Annotated in this window: 12 protein-coding genes; all 12 read right to left on the reverse strand. The window is 59.3% G+C overall.

The genetic code is table 11. The annotated features are described in order from the left end of the window. Positions 1–22: 22 nt before the first annotated feature. Positions 23–1,474, reverse strand: coding sequence for a mannose-1-phosphate guanylyltransferase/mannose-6-phosphate isomerase (locus BLW70_RS10045; RefSeq protein ID WP_074873875.1), 1,452 nt, complete (start codon positions 1,472–1,474; stop codon positions 23–25). 212 nt (positions 1,475–1,686) lie between these two features. Continuing rightward, positions 1,687–2,340 (reverse strand): alginate O-acetyltransferase AlgF, encoded by a 654-nt coding sequence (locus BLW70_RS10050; protein WP_074873876.1) that lies wholly within the window; start codon positions 2,338–2,340, stop codon positions 1,687–1,689. Between the two features lie 14 nt (positions 2,341–2,354). Beyond that, a complete protein-coding gene (locus BLW70_RS10055; protein WP_074873877.1) occupies positions 2,355–3,530 on the reverse strand; it encodes an alginate O-acetyltransferase in 1,176 nt (391 codons plus the stop codon). An 11-nt stretch (positions 3,531–3,541) separates the two neighbouring features. Next, complete coding sequence (locus tag BLW70_RS10060; RefSeq protein ID WP_074873878.1) at positions 3,542–5,107, reverse strand: MBOAT family O-acyltransferase; 1,566 nt, start codon at positions 5,105–5,107, stop codon at positions 3,542–3,544. 196 nt (positions 5,108–5,303) lie between these two features. Further along, entirely contained in the window at positions 5,304–6,437 is a 1,134-nt protein-coding gene (locus tag BLW70_RS10065) for a mannuronate-specific alginate lyase (RefSeq protein WP_074873879.1), read from the reverse strand. Positions 6,438–6,447: 10 nt separating this feature from the next. Then, positions 6,448–7,905 carry an alginate O-acetyltransferase gene (locus tag BLW70_RS10070; RefSeq protein WP_074873880.1) on the reverse strand — a complete coding sequence of 486 codons (1,458 nt, stop codon included), beginning with the start codon at positions 7,903–7,905 and terminating at the stop codon, positions 6,448–6,450. 10 nt (positions 7,906–7,915) lie between these two features. Continuing rightward, the gene (gene algG / locus BLW70_RS10075; protein ID WP_074873881.1) at positions 7,916–9,505 is read right to left on the reverse strand and encodes a mannuronan 5-epimerase AlgG; all 1,590 of its coding nucleotides are present in this window, start codon (positions 9,503–9,505) and stop codon (positions 7,916–7,918) included. Between the two features lie 26 nt (positions 9,506–9,531). Continuing rightward, positions 9,532–11,019, reverse strand: coding sequence for an alginate export family protein (locus BLW70_RS10080; protein WP_074873882.1), 1,488 nt, complete (start codon positions 11,017–11,019; stop codon positions 9,532–9,534). Then, entirely contained in the window at positions 11,016–12,371 is a 1,356-nt protein-coding gene (algK, locus tag BLW70_RS10085) for an alginate biosynthesis TPR repeat lipoprotein AlgK (protein ID WP_074873883.1), read from the reverse strand. Before algK ends, BLW70_RS10080 begins: the two co-directional genes overlap by 4 nt. A gap of 64 nt (positions 12,372–12,435) precedes the next feature. Further along, complete coding sequence (locus BLW70_RS10090; RefSeq protein ID WP_074873884.1) at positions 12,436–13,605, reverse strand: alginate biosynthesis protein Alg44; 1,170 nt, start codon at positions 13,603–13,605, stop codon at positions 12,436–12,438. 35 nt (positions 13,606–13,640) lie between these two features. After that, positions 13,641–15,122: a mannuronan synthase gene (gene alg8, locus BLW70_RS10095; RefSeq protein WP_371916898.1), complete on the reverse strand. Its 1,482-nt coding sequence runs from the start codon at positions 15,120–15,122 to the stop codon at positions 13,641–13,643. A gap of 221 nt (positions 15,123–15,343) precedes the next feature. Beyond that, positions 15,344–16,660, reverse strand: coding sequence for a nucleotide sugar dehydrogenase (locus BLW70_RS10100; RefSeq protein ID WP_074873886.1), 1,317 nt, complete (start codon positions 16,658–16,660; stop codon positions 15,344–15,346). Positions 16,661–17,040: the final 380 nt, after the last annotated feature.

A 17,040-nucleotide genomic window follows, 5' to 3' on the forward strand; every position in this document is an offset into this window, starting at 1 on the left:
GGCTTCTTGTTTTGCTGAACGCTTACTGCGCGATGGTTTTCACCGACACGCCGCGATCGATCGGGTTGGAGCGACCGTAGATATCTTCAAACCGCTCGATATCGTCTTCGCCCAGGTAGCTGCCGGATTGCACTTCGATGATTTCCAGAGGGATCTTGCCCGGGTTGCGCAAGCGGTGGACCGAGGCGATCGGGATGTAGGTCGACTGGTTTTCAGTGAGCAGGAACACGTTTTCGTCGCAGGTCACTTCAGCTGTGCCGCTGACCACGATCCAGTGTTCGGCGCGGTGGTGATGCATTTGCAGCGACAGGCACGCGCCCGGCTTGACCGAGATGCGCTTGACCTGGAAGCGACCGCCCATGTCCACCGAGTCGTAGGAACCCCACGGACGATAGACTTCACAATGGTTCTGGGTTTCGCTGCGGCCCAGTTCGTTGAGGGTGTTGACCATCTGTTTCACGCCTTGGACCTTGTCCTTGTGGGCGATCATCATGGCGTCCTTGGTTTCGACGACCACGATGTTTTCCAGGCCGATCACCGACACCAGTTTGCCGTTGCCGTGGATCATGCAGTTTTTGCTGTCCTGGATGATCACATCGCCTTTGGTGACGTTGCCGTTGGCGTCTTTTTTGTTCACTTCCCACAGCGACGACCAGCAGCCGACATCGCTCCAGCCCGCGGTCAGCGGTACAACGCAGGCGCGCTGGGTTTTTTCCATCACAGAGTAGTCGATGGAATTGTCCGGGCAGCAAGCGAAGGTGGCGGCGTCGAGGTCGACGGTGTCGGCATCTTGTACGCTGCGTTCCAGGGTCAGCACGCAGGTGTCGTAGATGTCCGGATCGTGCTTTTTCAGCTCTTCGAGGAAACGACTGGCGCGGAACAGGAACATGCCGCTGTTCCAGAAGTAACCGCCGGATTCGACGAACTCGGTGGCGCGCTTCACGTCCGGTTTTTCGACGAAGTGCGAAACGCGGCTGACGCCTTCTGGCAGCAGCGAATCATTGGTCGACTTGATGTAGCCATAGCCGGTTTCCGGTTTGGTGGCCGGGACGCCGAACAGCACCATTTCGCCGTTTTCGGCAGCGACGGTGGCCAGGGCCAGCGCGCGTTGCAGGGCTTTCTGGTCATCCAGCACGTGGTCGGCCGGCAGCACCAGCATCAACTCGTCGCGACCTTCGTTGACCAGCATCATCGCGGTCAGCGCAACTGCCGGAGCGGTGTTGCGGCCAAACGGTTCCATCAGGATGCGCTGGGTGTCCAGGTTACGGGCACTCAGTTGCTCGTTGACGATGAAACGGTGTTCCTTGTTGCAGACCACGATGGGGGTGTCCATGCCTTCGAACACCAGGCGCTCCAGGGTCTGCTGGAACAGTGTGTGTTCGCCGGTCAGGGCGAGAAACTGCTTAGGGAATTGCTTGCGCGAAAGCGGCCAAAGACGTGAGCCACTACCACCTGACAAGATCACCGGAATCATGTTGTTACTCCTTTAAATCGATTGGGTCAGAGCTACTGCGTTCTGTCGTTTCACTCTTGTTCTTGTTCCGTGTCCCAATTGACGCCTCGATCCACTGTAGGAGCGAGCCTGCTCGCGATGACTGAGTGTCAGTCGACATCGATGCTGGATGTCGGATCGCAATCGCGAGCAGGCTCGCTCCCACAGGGAACAGCGTTAATCAGGCAAATGTATTAGCGCGTCGAAACCGGGCGTTTTACCCATACTGGCGACAGGCTGCTGCCACTGCCGGTGACGTACAGCACTGCGGCTTCGCCTCGTTCCAGGGCAACCGGTTTCACGTCGCCGACTTTGGTGGCGCCGTCGTACAGTGCCAGGCTGACCTTGACCGGGTTGATCTCACGCTCGCCACGACCTTTGGCCGCTACGGACGGAACCACTTCGGTCTTGCCGTCAGCGGTTTTCAGGGTCAGGGCCTTGTCGCTGAGGTTCTGCACGCGGACCAGGGATTTCTGCTTGTTCTTGAACGGCGGCTCTTCGATCAGTTGCGGTGCGCCGCTGGCGTTGTTGACCAGGGTGTAATAGTGATCACCCGCCAGTTTCACCGGCAGGGACTGGCTACCGACCTTGGCGCTGTAGTCGCCGCCCGGCATGAAACTGAAGTCGGTGCTGGACAGCGGCGCGACTTCGGCCAGGTTGGTGGTGCCGACGGTGGCGCTGACTTCAGCGTTACCGGCGTTGTAGACACGCACGAAGCTCGAGCCTTTCGGTGCGGTCGGGCCGTAGAGCGCGGCGTCGCCTGCGAAGGCGGACATCGACAGAACGCTCATGCCTGCAACGAGTGCGAAGGTCTTGGCGAGACGGCGAGGAGTAGTAGTGAAAGTCATGGTGTACCTCTCTTTCAGTTTTGCGCCCGGTCGGGCGTCTCGGATTTAGTGTTTGCTGCTACGTTTTGTTGGCGCGCGCCGGCTTCTTTGAGCTCTGCGACCCACTTCGGGTCGGCGTCGCCGATTTCGTTGTTCACAGGCAGATAACGTTCAGGAAACTCCCAGATCAGCACCTGTGGCGGGCTGTTCTTGAAAGCATCGCTTTTCAGATAGGTGAGCATCGGCAGAATCGGGCCATGGCCGTCTTCGGCGTAATTGACCACGTCGCTGTTCAGCGCTTGTTTCAGCGCTCCGACGAAGTTCCAGTTGGGGTTGGCGCTGTAGCTGGTGCCAATCAGGGCCACCGGCACTTCAGCGTTGGCGAACAGGGCGTCATCACCGGCTGGCTGGTCTTGCGCCGCAACGGTGTTGCGCTTCTGCAACGGCTCAGTCTTGGGCATCAGGTTTTCGAACAGTGGGTCCAGCGGCAGGAACAACCGCAGGTCGCCCTTGTGAGTCACCTTCTCCGCAGGCTCAGTGACAAAGTGTTGCGGCTCGCCGTTCAACGGGGTTTTTTCGGCGATGGTTTTCGCCAGGGCTTCGGCAGCGATTTGCGCGCCTTCCGGGGTCCAGTGAGTGTCGGTGCGCAGGAACACTTGCTGACCGTCCAGCTTGGCTTTCAACATCGGGCCGAACAGGTCGGGAGCGAGGATCTTGTTGGCCGCCACACGAGCGTGGAAGTCTTCATAGAGGTTGGCGTGGATGCTCGAAGGCTTCACTTCACCCAGGTGTTCCGGGTACAGGCGAGTCTTGGCCGGCACGATCGCCATGACCAGTTTCACGCCTTTGGCCTTCAGTTCCTGGCGCACGCCTTCAACCAGCGCGTAGTTGCCTTGCAGGTTCAGCTCTTCGTTGACGATCGGGTTGAATTCCTCATCGCTGTACAACCACTGATCGCGACCGAGCACGACGCCCGGACGACCTTCGTTGAACAGTTTGAAATCCAGCGCGGCCCAAAGGTTGGTGCCCAGGCGCTTGATCGGGAACTCTTCGTCGTAGTGCGTCTCCACGGCTTTGGCCCAGCGGCCGTTGAGCACCGTCGTTTCCGCAGAGGTGCTGAAGCCCAGGAAGCTGCGCGTGGACCACAAGCCCAGGACCAACAGCGTCACCATGAACAGGCCGATGTAGAGGATGCGTAATGAGCGGGTCATAGTCAGATCCCTCAGAACTGGAAGTAAAGGAACGGCGAGAAGCTTTGCGCCGAGAGTTTGAAAATCGAGGCGATGAACAGCACCAGTACCAGCGTGCGCATCACGTAACGAGACCAGTCCGCGGTCCAGTAGGCCGGTTGCACAGTCGCTTCAACGCCGACGGTGTAGCCAGGCTGGTGGATGCTGCCCGGGTTGTCGCCCGGTACGGCTTTGATCATTCCAGGTGTTGCGGCAGCCGGGCCATCGGCCTCGACGTTCGCAGCAGGCTTGGTCTTCTCAGGCGGCAGGTTGCTGTAGAAGTCACGAATGCCGAAGAACGCCAGGGTCATGTAAGCCACCACCAGGGTCGCCACTTGCAGGCCGGTGAGGCTGGCCGCGTTGAGTTCCGACAGGGACCATTCGCCGAAGCTGAACATCGCGCCGTACATACGACCGGCGACGTGCAGGTTTTCCGAGCGGAAGATCACCCAGCCCATGACCACGAGCAGGAAGGTCAGCGCCCAGCGGATCGGGTTGATGCTGCGCGGCGAGGTGTTCAGGCCGAGGGCTTTTTCGATCGCCAGCCACATGCCGTGCCAGGCGCCCCAGATGACGTACGTGATGTTCGCGCCGTGCCACAGACCACCGAGCAGCATGGTCAGGAACAGGTTGCGATAGGTCATCAGCGTACCTTTGCGGTTACCGCCCAGCGTGATGTACAGGTAGTCACGCAACCAGGTGGACAGGCTGATGTGCCAGCGACGCCAGAACTCGGTGATCGACTGGCTGATGTACGGCTGTTTGAAGTTTTCCATGAAGCGGAAACCCATCATCAAGCCCAGGCCGATGGCCATGTCGCTGTAACCGGAGAAGTCGAAATACAGCTGCGCGGTGTAGGCCAGTGCGCCGAGCCAGGCATCGCCAGTGGTCGGGTTCTGCAAGGCAAAGCAATGGTCCGCCACGACCGCCAGGGTGTCGGCGATGAAGACCTTCTTGATGAAGCCCTGCATGAATCGCGTCGCACCTTCGGAGAACTTGTCGAGGGTGTGGGTGCGATTGTTGAACTGGTCGGCGAGATCGCGGAAGCGCAACACCGGACCGGCGATCAGGTGCGGGAAGATCGCCACGAACGCGGCAAAGTCGATCAGGTTGCGGGTCGCCGGTGTGTCACCACGGTAGACGTCGATGATGTAGCTGATGGACTCGAAGATGTAGAACGAGATCCCGATCGGCAACAGCACGTGGGTCAGGATGAACGGCGACAGACCGACGGAGGTCATCATCGCGTTGATGCTGTCGACGCCGAAGTTGGCGTACTTGAAGTAGCCCAGAATGCACAGGTCGACGGCCACGCCCAGGAGCAACCAGCGTTGTGCCGGTTTGGTCCGAACGCCTGCGGCACCGACTTTGAGGCCGATCCAGTAGTTCCACAATGTGACGGCTGCGAACAGCGCAAGGAAGTCCACACGCCACCAGGCATAGAACACGTAGCTGGCGATCAGCAGCAGCAGGTTGCGATAGCGTATTCCGCTCAAGTAATACATGCCGAGAAAGATCGGCAAGAACAAAAACAGGAACACGTTGGATGAAAATACCATCCCGGTCTCTCCATGTTTAACAACAGTCAAGGGCCGCAGCCCCCCCAAACCCCCCACCGAAAACCGGGGGATATATGATCGTTCCCACGCTCTGCGTGGGAATGCCTCACTGGACGCTCTGCGTCCGCTTCGGCATGTGACGCGGAGCGTCACGGGCGGCATTCCCACGCAGAGCGTGGGAACGATCACCGATGAATCAACTGCCTTTTTTGCCCTTCTCATACGCCGGGTCGTAGACCTTGGTCAGGTCACCCCCCAGGCGGAAAGTCTTGAACGGCTGCATTTCGTGCTTTTTCTCAAGCACATCCGGCGAGCAGGTGTAGAGCGTGCAGAACGGTTCGAGCCAGGCGAATTTCGAGTCGTCTTTCAGATCGGTCATGTCCTGTTCCTTACCGTTCTTCTTCTCGAATTCTTCCGGGTCTTCGACACCCGCGAGCACTCGATCACCGAGGCGTTTCAATGCGCCGTTGTTTTCCTGACGCAAGTCCACACCGTTGACCTGAGCGAAACTGGCGATCATCGCGAGCGGCGGCAGGGCGTAGTTGTGGTAGGCGAGGGCGCGTTGCTCGCGCTTGAGCTCGTTAGGCAGGAAACCCTGGGCGTCGATCTGATTGGCGCCGACCTTGAATTCCTTCACCGACCAGTCGAACAGGTCACGGCGGTTGGTGGCGATGGAGGCTGCCATCACCGACCAGGCGGACCAGTACGAGTGGTTGTTGGTTTTTTCCAGTGGCAGGTTGTCCCAGTCGCTGACCACCTGATCAGCCATTTTGCTGAACCAGGCTTCAATCAACTGCGACTCTTGCTGGTGGTTCGCCAACGGATGCGAGTCGGAAAACTTCAGGCGGATATAGGACGATGCCATGCTGCCCAACGCCCATTTGCGCATGGACTTGCCGGTGTGGTTGAAGTCCTTGGACATCAACGCATCGGCCTTGGCCCAGGCGGTCAGCCAATTCAGGGTGCATTCCAGCTGTTCCGGACGACCGTCACGCATGTACTGCATCACGCGCTTGCTGGTGCCGCGTTCAATCTTGGTGATGTCGGCCGTGGTGTCACGGAAGGCTTTTTCCGAGGCCTCGTTCAGGGTCGAACGGGCCTTGTCGGAACCTTCGTATTTGCTGCGAAATTGCAGCGAACCGGTGTACGGCGTCGGGATCGCGTCACAGCCTTCGCTCTTGTCGCCGGTTTTGACTTTTTCAATCGGCGCGAAATACCCCTGTGGCGGGCGCAGTGGTGCGGCGGCCTGGGTGGCTCCGGCGAACATCGCCAGAGTCAGCAGGGAGGGCGCGATCAATCTTTTCAAAGTTCGGGTTTGCATGCATGTCATAGAGGTTGCCTCATTGCCCGGCTTGAGCGGTACGCTGCCCAGCGCCAGGGAACACGTTGCGTTTGCAGATTTTCGCTTCGACTTTCTGTGGCGCGGCACCTGCTTCAGGACCCTGGATTTCGACGGCCAGCAGATTCTGCGAGGCCCAGTCTTCGTCCGTGCGCAACTCAAAGGCGAAACGCCCGTCGGTGTCGGAGGTTTCCGGCTTTTCGATCTTGATGTCCTCGTGGCGACCGTTCATGTACCAGAGGGTGGCTTGTAGATTTTTCACCGACGGATCGGCGAAGCGGATATCAACCTGGTGACTGCTGTTTTGCAGGTTCAGGTTCTTGCTGTTGACCATCAATTCGTTCTTGCCCGGTTTCAACGTGGTGCTGCCGGTCAGCTGTGCATCCTTTCCTTCGCAACCGTTGTCCAGCAGCGCCATCATCTGGCGGTAGATGGTTTCCTGGTCGAGGCGATAGAGCGGCGAGAATTCCCAGATCAGAATCTTCGGTGGCTTGGTCTGGAACTCTTCGCTGCCCAGGTACTGCAGCATCGAACCTTCCAGGCCACCGCCGGGGAACGCCACGTTGAGAATGTCGGCGCCGATGGCCTCTTCGAGGAAACCGGCGAAGTTGTAGTTCTTGCCGCTGTGGCTGGTGCCGACCAGGGTGATCTCCGGATTTCCGGAATCACTGAACAGATCGCCATCAGCTGCTTCGCCTTTCGGCTCGGTGGTGAACTGATCCATGTACTGGATCGCGTAGCTGGTGCCACAGAGTTGACCAGCCATGTTGTGTAACGTTCCGGTCTTGCCCATGCGACCCGACTTATGGCTCTCGAACTCGCGCTTCGGCACGTCGGCAAACGCCGGCAAATGCTTGATTTTCTCGCCAACGATTTTCGCCGTGCGTTGGGCGCCATACGGCGTCCAGTGTTGGTCGCCGCGGAAGTAGAAGTCGTGGGCGGGCAGGGTTTCGGGCAGCGATTCGTTGGTCAGCGGCGACAGGTCAGGCACCACGTAGCCCATCTGCTCGAAACGTCCGAGCATGGTCTTGTAGTTCCTCAACGCCTTGTCGAAATCGTAGCTCGCCTTCTCTGCCGGGTTGAGCTTGTTGCGGTTCACCAGGCCACGGGTCGGCTGGTAAACGATGACCAGTTCCACGCCTTTGCTCTTGAACGCATCGTGCAGCTCTTTCATGCGCTTGTAGCCGGCGGGGGTGGTGTTGAACTCGGTGCGCAAGTCTTCTTGCGTACGGAACAGCCAATCGCCCTGAGCCTGCACCAGCGTGGTGAAGTTCTGCTGGTAACGCGTGGTGTAGTTCTTCGGGTCGTGGGCTTCAGGGCAAAGATTGCAGCAATCATCGGCCTTGAATGTCGGTGCGCTTGCGCTGGCGGCGTCAGCGGCGCGAACACCGGTGCTGGCCGCGAGAATGCCGGCGGTCAGGGCCGACAGGCTGAGTAATTTGATCAAGTGTGGGTGCATAAAATTATCCTCAGTCCCGCATTTCGGTCTGGCGTTCGACAGGGTCGATCAGCACGGCTTTCTGCTGGCGTACCAGCAGGTCGAGAATTTCATCCTGGCGCTCGCCGAGAATCCCCGAGAAGCTGATGCCGCTGGATTTGGTCGGTGCGAGCATGGACACGCGATACAACTCGACGCTCAGCGGCGAGTCGATGGACAGCGGGCCGCTGCCGTTGCCGGCCAGTTCGCCGCCGACCACGATCAGGGACACCTGGGCGTCGAACGGGTCGAGCTTGATGTCACGGTCGGTGTCGCTCAGGTCCTTGATGTGCCCGTAGACACCGGTCAAGCCGTTGGCCATGGACAGGTTTTCGTAGAGGCGGATGTTCACGCTGTTACGAATCCGGATGCCGTGGCGCTTGTTGCTGATCACCTTGTTGCCCCACAGCAGGTTGTCGCCACTCTCGTAGAGGGTGATGCCGTCGGTGTGGTTCTTGTAGATCTCGTTGTAGGCGATCAGGTTGTTGACGCTGTTACGGTCGATCACCAGGCCCGACAACTTGTTGTCGTAGCTGCGGTTGTTGAAGATGAAGCTGTCGTTCACTTCACGGGAAATAATGATCCCGTGCTTCTTCTTGGTCCCGTACACCGTGTTGTCGGCAATGATCAGACCGTGGGAACGGTCATGCGGGTCAATGCCGTAGACGATGTTGTCTTTGTAGGTATTGCCCTTGACCACAAAGTCGCGGGCTTCGTAGCAGTAGAAGCCGTACCACATGTCCGAGAATTCGGAGTCGATGATCCAGCCGCTCGGTTCAGGACGCTTGAGTACCTTGGCCATGTTCGGCGTGTATTGGGAAATACTCACGCCGTAGGACTTACTGTTGGCGTAGCCGAAACTGGCGATCTTGCTGTTGGCGATGTAGGTCTGGGTGCCGCCCCAGGACAGCAGGAACGGACGGAATTCCTTCGCCGACTTGAAGGCCGCCGGGCCGTTTGCTTTCTCGCTCCAGCCGGTGATTTTGGTATCACGCACGAACAACTGGCCGTCATTGACCAGGAACGAACCGCCCTCTTGGGACAGGCGCAGTTCCTGGGTCTGTTTGTCGATTTCCAGGATGCCTTTCTCACCCACCACGATCGGCAGCTTCGCCAGGAACACACCCGGCGAAGTTTCGCTGAAGTACTGCTTGGGTACTTTCTTGGCCAGATCCTTGAGGTTCATGTAGCCGTCGTCGATGAAGATCGCCTGCGGGATACCGTGCTGACGCACGACCCATTCGGCCATCTTGTTATCGCCGCCAATGAAGTCCTTCAGGGCGTTTTCCTGCATCATCCGGCGCACACTGATTTTGCCGGGCTTGCTACGCACGATTTTCGCGGCGATGGCTTCGGCGGTGTAGCCTGAAGTGTCCGGCAGTTTCGGCGCGGCCAGCTCCAGCGGCGCGGTCGGGGCGCTGCTGACGGTGTAGGTCTTGGCCTGTTGCAACCCTTTGGCAATGGTCGCCGGTTGCCCTTTTTGAACGGGCGAGGCCGGCTCCACTGAGGCGAAGGCTGCCGTGCTGGCGAGCAACAATGCGCCGGCCAGCAAGGTCATCGAGCCTCTCTTCGGACTGTTCATGTCAGGAACTCCCTTAGCGGTTCGCATCAGAAGCGCCAGATCACGTCGACAAACGCGCGGTGCATGTACGAGTCGACGCCTTTGCCATACGCGTCGCCGGGCTTGAACACACCGCCACGCAAGCGCACCAGGGCCGAAGGCTCATCGATCGACTGGCTCAAGGACGCGGGCAGCAGGCCTTGCTTGAAGTACTTGGTGACGACCACGTCCATTTCCTGGCCGAGGTCTTTGTTGCCATCTTCCAGCGGCAGGGACGTGGTGGAAAGAATTGCGCCGGTCGCGTCGTCGGTGTTGTTCTCGACGGCGTTAATGCCGTTGCTGCCGACAGGCTTGTTGCCGTCTACGCGCCAGAATTTGTGGTAGATCACACTGGCGTCGTATTCGTCGTTGAGCATCCACGAACCGAACAGAGTGGCGGACTGCATGTTTTGCATTTCGCCACGGTAGGCTTCGCCGAAACGGTGAACCCGCGAGCGAGTACCGGTGTAGTTCGAGCGGTTGCTTTCCAGGCCGTTCTGTTCGTAATCGGCGCTGGCACGGGCATAGGCTGCACCGACTTGCCATTGCGGATCGAGGCGCAGACGCACGCCCAGGTCAGTGGCCCAGCCATCGACATCGCCACTGGTTTTGGCTTGTGCTGGAGCGGTGCCATCGGCGTTGAGCGGGTTGACCTTGTCGCGGTCGCCGCTCATGCCGGTGACGCTGCCCCAGTAATTAACGGTGTTGGTGTTGCGCCAGTTGTAGGCATCGCTGTCGGCGGTGAGGCCGATCCAGCTGATGTCGCCGTTCTCTTTCTTGTCCAGGGAATCGGCGGGAACACCCGGCTGCGCGTAGTCGAGCTTGCCGTCATCGTGGGTGTGATGACCGCGAATGCCGACCCAGTTGCCCGGGGTCCACTGGTACGCCGCATCGGCGAAAGCGTGCAGGCGATCCTTGTCCTTGGGGGCGAGCTCTGTAAGGTCAGTGCGGTACTCGCTGAAGCGCTCGGCAACACCGGCGTTGGCGCGCAACAGAGTGGTGTCGAAGGTCCAGTTCAGGGCTTCGATATTGGTGTCGCGCCATTGGCCATCGTCATTGTGCAGACGCTGGCGACCGAGCTTGAGCATCTCGCCGGGATACGGCGTAAGGCCTCTGTAACCGACCCAGAACTCACGCATCGCCAGGTAGTTTTTCTTGCTTTTGCGATCACCGCTGTCGGTGGCCTGGGTGCCATCGCTGTCGGACTGTTGCAGGGTGTCCGTCTCGATGATGTCGGTGGACGTCACCGCCTGACCCATGGCGTAGCCACTCCATGCGCCGCTCTCGCCATAAATCCATGGACGCAAGTCGAGGCCTACGCCGTTGACGTCGCCGCCGCTCTGCGTACCGAGGTCGGTGTCGTCTTCGGACTGGGCGGTGACTTTCACGTCAAGGCCGTAGTTCTTGCTTTCAGTCAGGGCCGCCAGGGTCGGGCACGACCACAGCAGGGCGAATGACAGGCCGATACCGGCCTTAACGAATGGATTCAACTTCATAGGGATTCCTCGCCGTCTTCTTCTTCCAGGGCATGCAGTTCCAGCGTGTTCTGACTCAAGGCACCACGAACGGCCTGTTCTTGTTTCAACAGGCGTTGGGCCTCGGCGAGCTGGGCAGGCGGCAGTTGGGTTTCGAGTGTTTGCGCAAGCTCGGTGGCTTGCGGGGTGTTCTGGGCCTTGGCCAATTGGCTGAAGACATAAGCGTTAAGTGGGTTGGGCCGGGTGCCCTTGCCTTGGGAGAACAGTTGGGCAATGGCGAAGTCGGCGCTGCTCTGGCCGTTACGCGCAGCCTTGAGCAGGTGGTCCAGCGCTTTTTGCGGATAGACCTTGCCCAGGTAACCGCGGCGGTAGATCTGGCCGAGGTAGTAATCGGCGGCCACTTCTCTGTCGACGGCTTTCTTGAAGTGTTCTTCGGCGAGCTTCGCGTCGGCCGGCACCATTTTGCCTTCGTAATAGAGCTTGCCCAGCAACAGTTCGGCGCGCGGCTGGTCGGCGGCGCGGCCGTTGTCCAGGTACTTCATCATCGTGTCGACGTCACCCAGTTCCGGGAAGTCGTAGAGCAATTGCGCCAGGCTGACCCAGGAAGCGGGGTAGCCGGGTGCGATGCCTTCGAGCAGCGACTGGGCGGTTTTCTCGTCGGTGGTGCCTAGGGATGCATCGCCCAGTACGCGAGCCACACTGTCCACCCGCTGGGCGGAAACCACGCCGCGAGCCTGACCGGCTTGCATTTGCTTGATCAGCTCGGCCTGTTTCTCTGGCTGGGCTTTTTTCTGATAGACCGTGGCCAGTTCGACGTAGCAGATGTCGGTGGTGTTCAACGCGGCTTTGCAGATCGTTTCCACTTCGTCCAGATGCTGGTCGTAAGTGCCCTGGGTGCGATAGAGCAGCACTTGGGCCAGGCCCGCTTCCGGCTTGCCTTCGGCGCGCCATTGGCTGATCTGCTGTTGCGCATTGACGTTCGGGAAACTGTGCGGGTATTGCAGGTACAGCATCGCCAGCGGGATCAAGGTGTTGCCTTCGCCTGCGGCAGTGGCTTTCTTCAACAGGCCTTCGGCTTCGTGCTGCTCGGCTTCGGTGGAGCCAGGTTTGGCCACCAGCAGGCGACCCAGGCGAGCCTGGGCTCGCGGCGAGACGCTGGCCGCGGCGCGATAAGTCGCCTCGGCTTTCTTGATCTGCGCCGGGTCACGGCTGTCGACCTGGATATCGGCGAGGCCAACCTGTGCTTCGCTGTAGCCCAGGTCTGCCAATTGCTGGTAATTCTGCGCCGCCAGCGTGGTATCACCACGCTTGAGGGCTTCGTTGGCCAGACGCTGGTCGGGCAGGCCTGCGCAGCCGGCCAGGGCGATTGCCATGGCCAGAGTCAGCGGGACTGGCAGGATTCTGAGTGGGCTAGTCACGGGGCATGTCCTCTTGTTTTTAACGACCGGCGGCCATGGCTTTATCGATCAGCCAGTTCAGGTTCGGACCGCGGTTGGCGTTGACTTCAACCGGGCGACCGGCGAATTTGCTGTCCAGCGGCTCATCAGGCTTGATCAGCACGCGGATGTCGGACGACAGGTCGGCGCTTTTCAGGCTGGTGCTGCTGACGATCGTGCCGGAGCGGGTTTTGTCTTCGCCGGCAATCTGGAAGCTGACCGAGCTGCCTGGCAGCACGTCGCCGAACTGGCGATAGGAGAAGCGCGCTTCAATGTTGGCTTCGCTGTTACGCGGCACCAGTTGGAAGATCACGTCGCCCTTGTTGGCGTACTGACCGTCGGCGACCATTTGCTGCGCTACGGTGCAATCGCACGGCGACGTCAGGGTGCCGGTCATTTGCTTGCCGAACAGTTCTTCAACCTTGGCCGGTTGCAATTGATTGTCGTCAAGATGGCCCTTGAGCACATCGAGCATGCTGGTGCTGAAGGTCGCAAGCGGCGCGCCCTTGGCGGCAACGCCGTCGGTCTTGATCAGGCTCTTCACGGTGCCATCGCGCGGCATGGTGATGTTCATGCCCGCAACGCTGACCAGACCGGCCTGGGCGTGGCTGACGAAGTACATGCCGTACACCGACTTGAAGATGAAGCCGAATGCCGTCAGGCCGACGAGAAAGATCGCCAAGCTGAAGGTCACGGCACGCAGACGACCGAACGGGGTCATGCCGTGGCCGCCATCCTTGTTCTTGCGCGCCTTGGTGAAGTTGTCGCGTTGCAGGGTGGCCAGCACTTCACCCATGGTGACGATGTCGCCGGCCAGGTGAGAAGTGATCAGGTGGCGCAGGGTGGAAATGTCCTGGGATTCGAGGTTCTGGAACTGGCAACCGGTACGACCGGTTTCGCGGTCGTGGGAGCGCACCAGTAACTCGACGTCCATGGCCAGGCCAAGGTTATCGATGACGAACTGCAAACGCGCCTTGTACACGTCGCCGATCTTCAATGGCAGCTGACCGGCGTTGAACGCCAGGCCGCCAGCGGAGAGGTCGATGACCCGAGCTTCTACCGGGGTCCGGTCAGGGCCGAAGAAGCGCAGCTTGGCCGGGATTTTTACCCGGGCATGCTGGCGCTGGGCTTCTGATTCATGCACTACGTTGGCGTTGACGGCGGTATTCATATGGACGATTTCCTAGTTAATTCAGGCGAGTTCGGTCAGACCATCATCAGCAGCACGGCAACAAAAATGCTGCCGGCGGAGAAGGTCATGGTCCGAGACGACCAAGTGTTGAACCAACCTTGAAAGCTGGCGAGATCACGGGTCAGGGAAGTGGGCTGGCGACTCCAGGACTGTCGGTCGAGGCGGAAGAACACGTAGATCTTCACCAGCGCGCCGACGATCTGGTTGTAATAGAGAATCGCAGGGTAGGCCGGGCCGATCGTGTGACCGGACAAAGACAGCAGCACGGTCAGGATCAGGCGGGTAATGCCGATCCACAGCAGGTAAACCAGGATGAACGCGGCGCCGTACTTGAAGGTGGCGATGAGCGCGACGGTCAGGCCCAGCAGCGACGTCCACATCGACACACGCTGGTCGAACAGCACCACCGAAGTGAACAGGCCGAGACGTTTCATCCCCAGGCCCAGGGCGCGGGAGTTCTGCCGCAGGTTGTTGCCGTACCAGCGGAACATCAGTTTGCGACTGGCCTTGATGAAGCTTTTTTCCGGCGGGTGTTCCACGGTGTGAATGGCGGCGTCCGGCACATAAAACGTGTCGTAGCCCAGGCGCATCAAGCTGAACCAGCTCGACTTGTCATCACCGGTAAGGAACTTGAAGCGACCCAGGCGCCAGTGTTGCAGCGAATCGCTTTCCACGTCGGCGATGAAGTCCGGGTTGGTCACCACAGTGGCGCGGAATACCGACATCCGCCCGGTCATGGTCAGCACGCGCTTGGACAAGGCCATCGAGCACATGTTGATGTGACGCTGGGCGAAGCGCAGTTTGTGCCACTCGCTCATGATGTAGCCGCCGCGAACTTCGCAGAACTCGTTGGTGGTCAGGCCGCCGACATTGCCGAACAGCTGGAACCACGGCACGGTCTTGAGCACGACGCCTTCGGCAAGCACGGTGTCGCCATCGATCACTGCAACCACGGCGCGGTCGTCCGGTAAATGGCGGGAGATGGCGCGGAAACCGTAGGCCAGGCCATCGCGCTTGCCGGTGCCGGGAATGCGCACGAAGTCGAGCTTGACGCGAGCCGGTGGATTCATTTTGGTCCAGAGGCTTTTCACCAGCTTCTCATCGGACATTTCCACGATGGAGCAGACCATGGTGGTCGGCAGGCCGCAGTCGATGGCTTCGCGAATCACCGAGGCGTAGACCTGGGCGGTGGTCAGCGCGTCGATACGGAAACTGGTGACCATCAGAAACACATGGGACGGGTTTGCCGCTTCACCCAGCTTGCGCACTTTGCGCCGCAGGTGCGGGTAGACCACGTACAGAAACAGCATGCCGCGCAGAAAGTGCGTAGCACCCATCGAGTAGCGCCAGATACCGACGATACCGATCAGGAAGATGAAGTCCTTCGACTCGGAGTCGAACGTGGACGCAGGCAACGCCATGGCGATGCCCATCAAAATACTTAAGTAAAACAGCCAACCGGCGACCTGAAGTAGGCCGTGCTTTAGCCTGTGCATAATCTGCATCCGTCTCTATCTCGGGCGAGCCTGTGGGGTGGCCCGATGGGGTTAAGGCAGGCTTACGAAAACTGGCGACATCCGGTATGGATGACGCCAGAAATCCTGTAGGAGCTGGCGAAGCCTGCGATCTTTGGATCTTTCGTTTGAAACTCAAGTGGATCTGGAAAGATCTCAGCCTCGTTTCACTCGACAGCTCCTACGCAGCTCCTACGACCGCATTACCAGCAGATGCCTTCAGTCCGGCCACTCACGTCGGTGGCTTTGGACATGAAGCCGACCAGGTCGATCACTTGCTTGCCGTGTGGAGCGTTCTGCGCCAGGGCGCGGAACTTCTCGTCACGGTTGCCGAGGATGATCACGTCGGAGTTGTTGATCACGTCGTCGAAGTCAGCGTTGAGCAAGGACGAGACGTGAGGGATCTTCGACTCGATGTAATCCTTGTTCGCACCGTGGACACGGGCGTATTCGACGTTGGTGTCGTAGATGCTCAGGTCGTAACCCTTGCCGATCAGCATTTCCGCCAGATCAACCAGCGGGCTTTCGCGCAGGTCATCAGTACCGGCCTTGAAGCTAAGTCCCAGCAGGGCGACTTTGCGTTTGCCGTGGCTGGTGACGATGTCGAAAGCGTTCTGCACCTGGGACTCGTTACTGCGCATCAGCGAGTTGAGCAGCGGTGCTTCCACGTCCAGGGAGCCGGCGCGGTAGGTCAGGGCGCGAACGTCCTTCGGCAGGCAGGAACCGCCAAACGCGAAACCAGGGCGCATGTAGTACTGGGACAGGTTCAGCGTCTTGTCCTGGCAGACCACTTCCATCACTTCGCGACCATCGACGCCGACAGCCTTGGCGATGTTGCCGATCTCGTTGGCGAAGGTCACCTTGGTGGCGTGCCACACGTTGCAGGTGTACTTGATCATCTCGGCCACTGCGATGTCCTTGCGGATGATCGGAGCGTCGAGTTCTTCGTACAGCGATTGCAGTACGTCGCCCGAAGCCTTGTCGAACTCACCGATGACGGTCATTGGCGGCAGGTCGTAGTCGGCGATCGCGGTGCTTTCACGCAGGAACTCAGGGTTCACTGCAACGCCGAAGTCGACACCGGCTTTTTTGCCGGAGCAGTCTTCGAGGATCGGGATCACTACGTTTGCCACAGTGCCTGGCAGGACGGTGCTACGAACCACGATGGTGTGACGAGTGGTCTTGTCACGCAGGACAAAACCGATCTCGCGGCACACGGCTTCGATGTAGTTCAGCTCCAGGTCGCCGTTCTTCTTGCTCGGCGTGCCGACGCAGATCATCGACAGGTCGGTGTCGCGAATCGCTTCGGCGAAGTTGGTCGTGCCGCGCAGTTTGCCCGTCTCGATACCCTTCTGCAGAAGTTCGCCCAGACCCGGTTCAACGATCGGCGATTTACCGGCGTTGATCATATCGATTTTGTCTTTGGCAACATCGACGCCAACGACGTCATGGCCCCGTGCAGACAGGCAACCGGCACATACTGCGCCGACGTAACCCAAACCAAATATGCTGATGCGCATCGCAATTACCTCTGTGTTTATCAAGCCATAACATGGCCGGAGTTAATGGTGTTCAGCGGTCGTAGTGCACTCGGAAGTGCGCCTTAAAGGCGTCACAATGCCGCGTGCAGGCATATAAGTTCCGAGTGTCTAAATAAGTGCACTCAAAATGTGCGCAACTAGGCTTTTATTGTTATGGCGTGCCCTGTTATGCAGCTGATCTTCTAATCAGAAGACATTCGTGCAAAGGTCTTGCGCGCTCAATGCCAGGCCAGAAGCCCGTAAATCAAGCGCTTGAGTGCTCACGTGAGCACGTTTATAGGGGCGCGGCCTTGGCCTTGTAGGGGATATTTATGAGGCTTATCTCCTATCCTTCATGTGTTGCCCAAATCAGGGATCAG

The organism is Pseudomonas frederiksbergensis, assembly GCF_900105495.1.
GTDB classification, from domain to species: domain Bacteria; phylum Pseudomonadota; class Gammaproteobacteria; order Pseudomonadales; family Pseudomonadaceae; genus Aquipseudomonas; species Aquipseudomonas frederiksbergensis.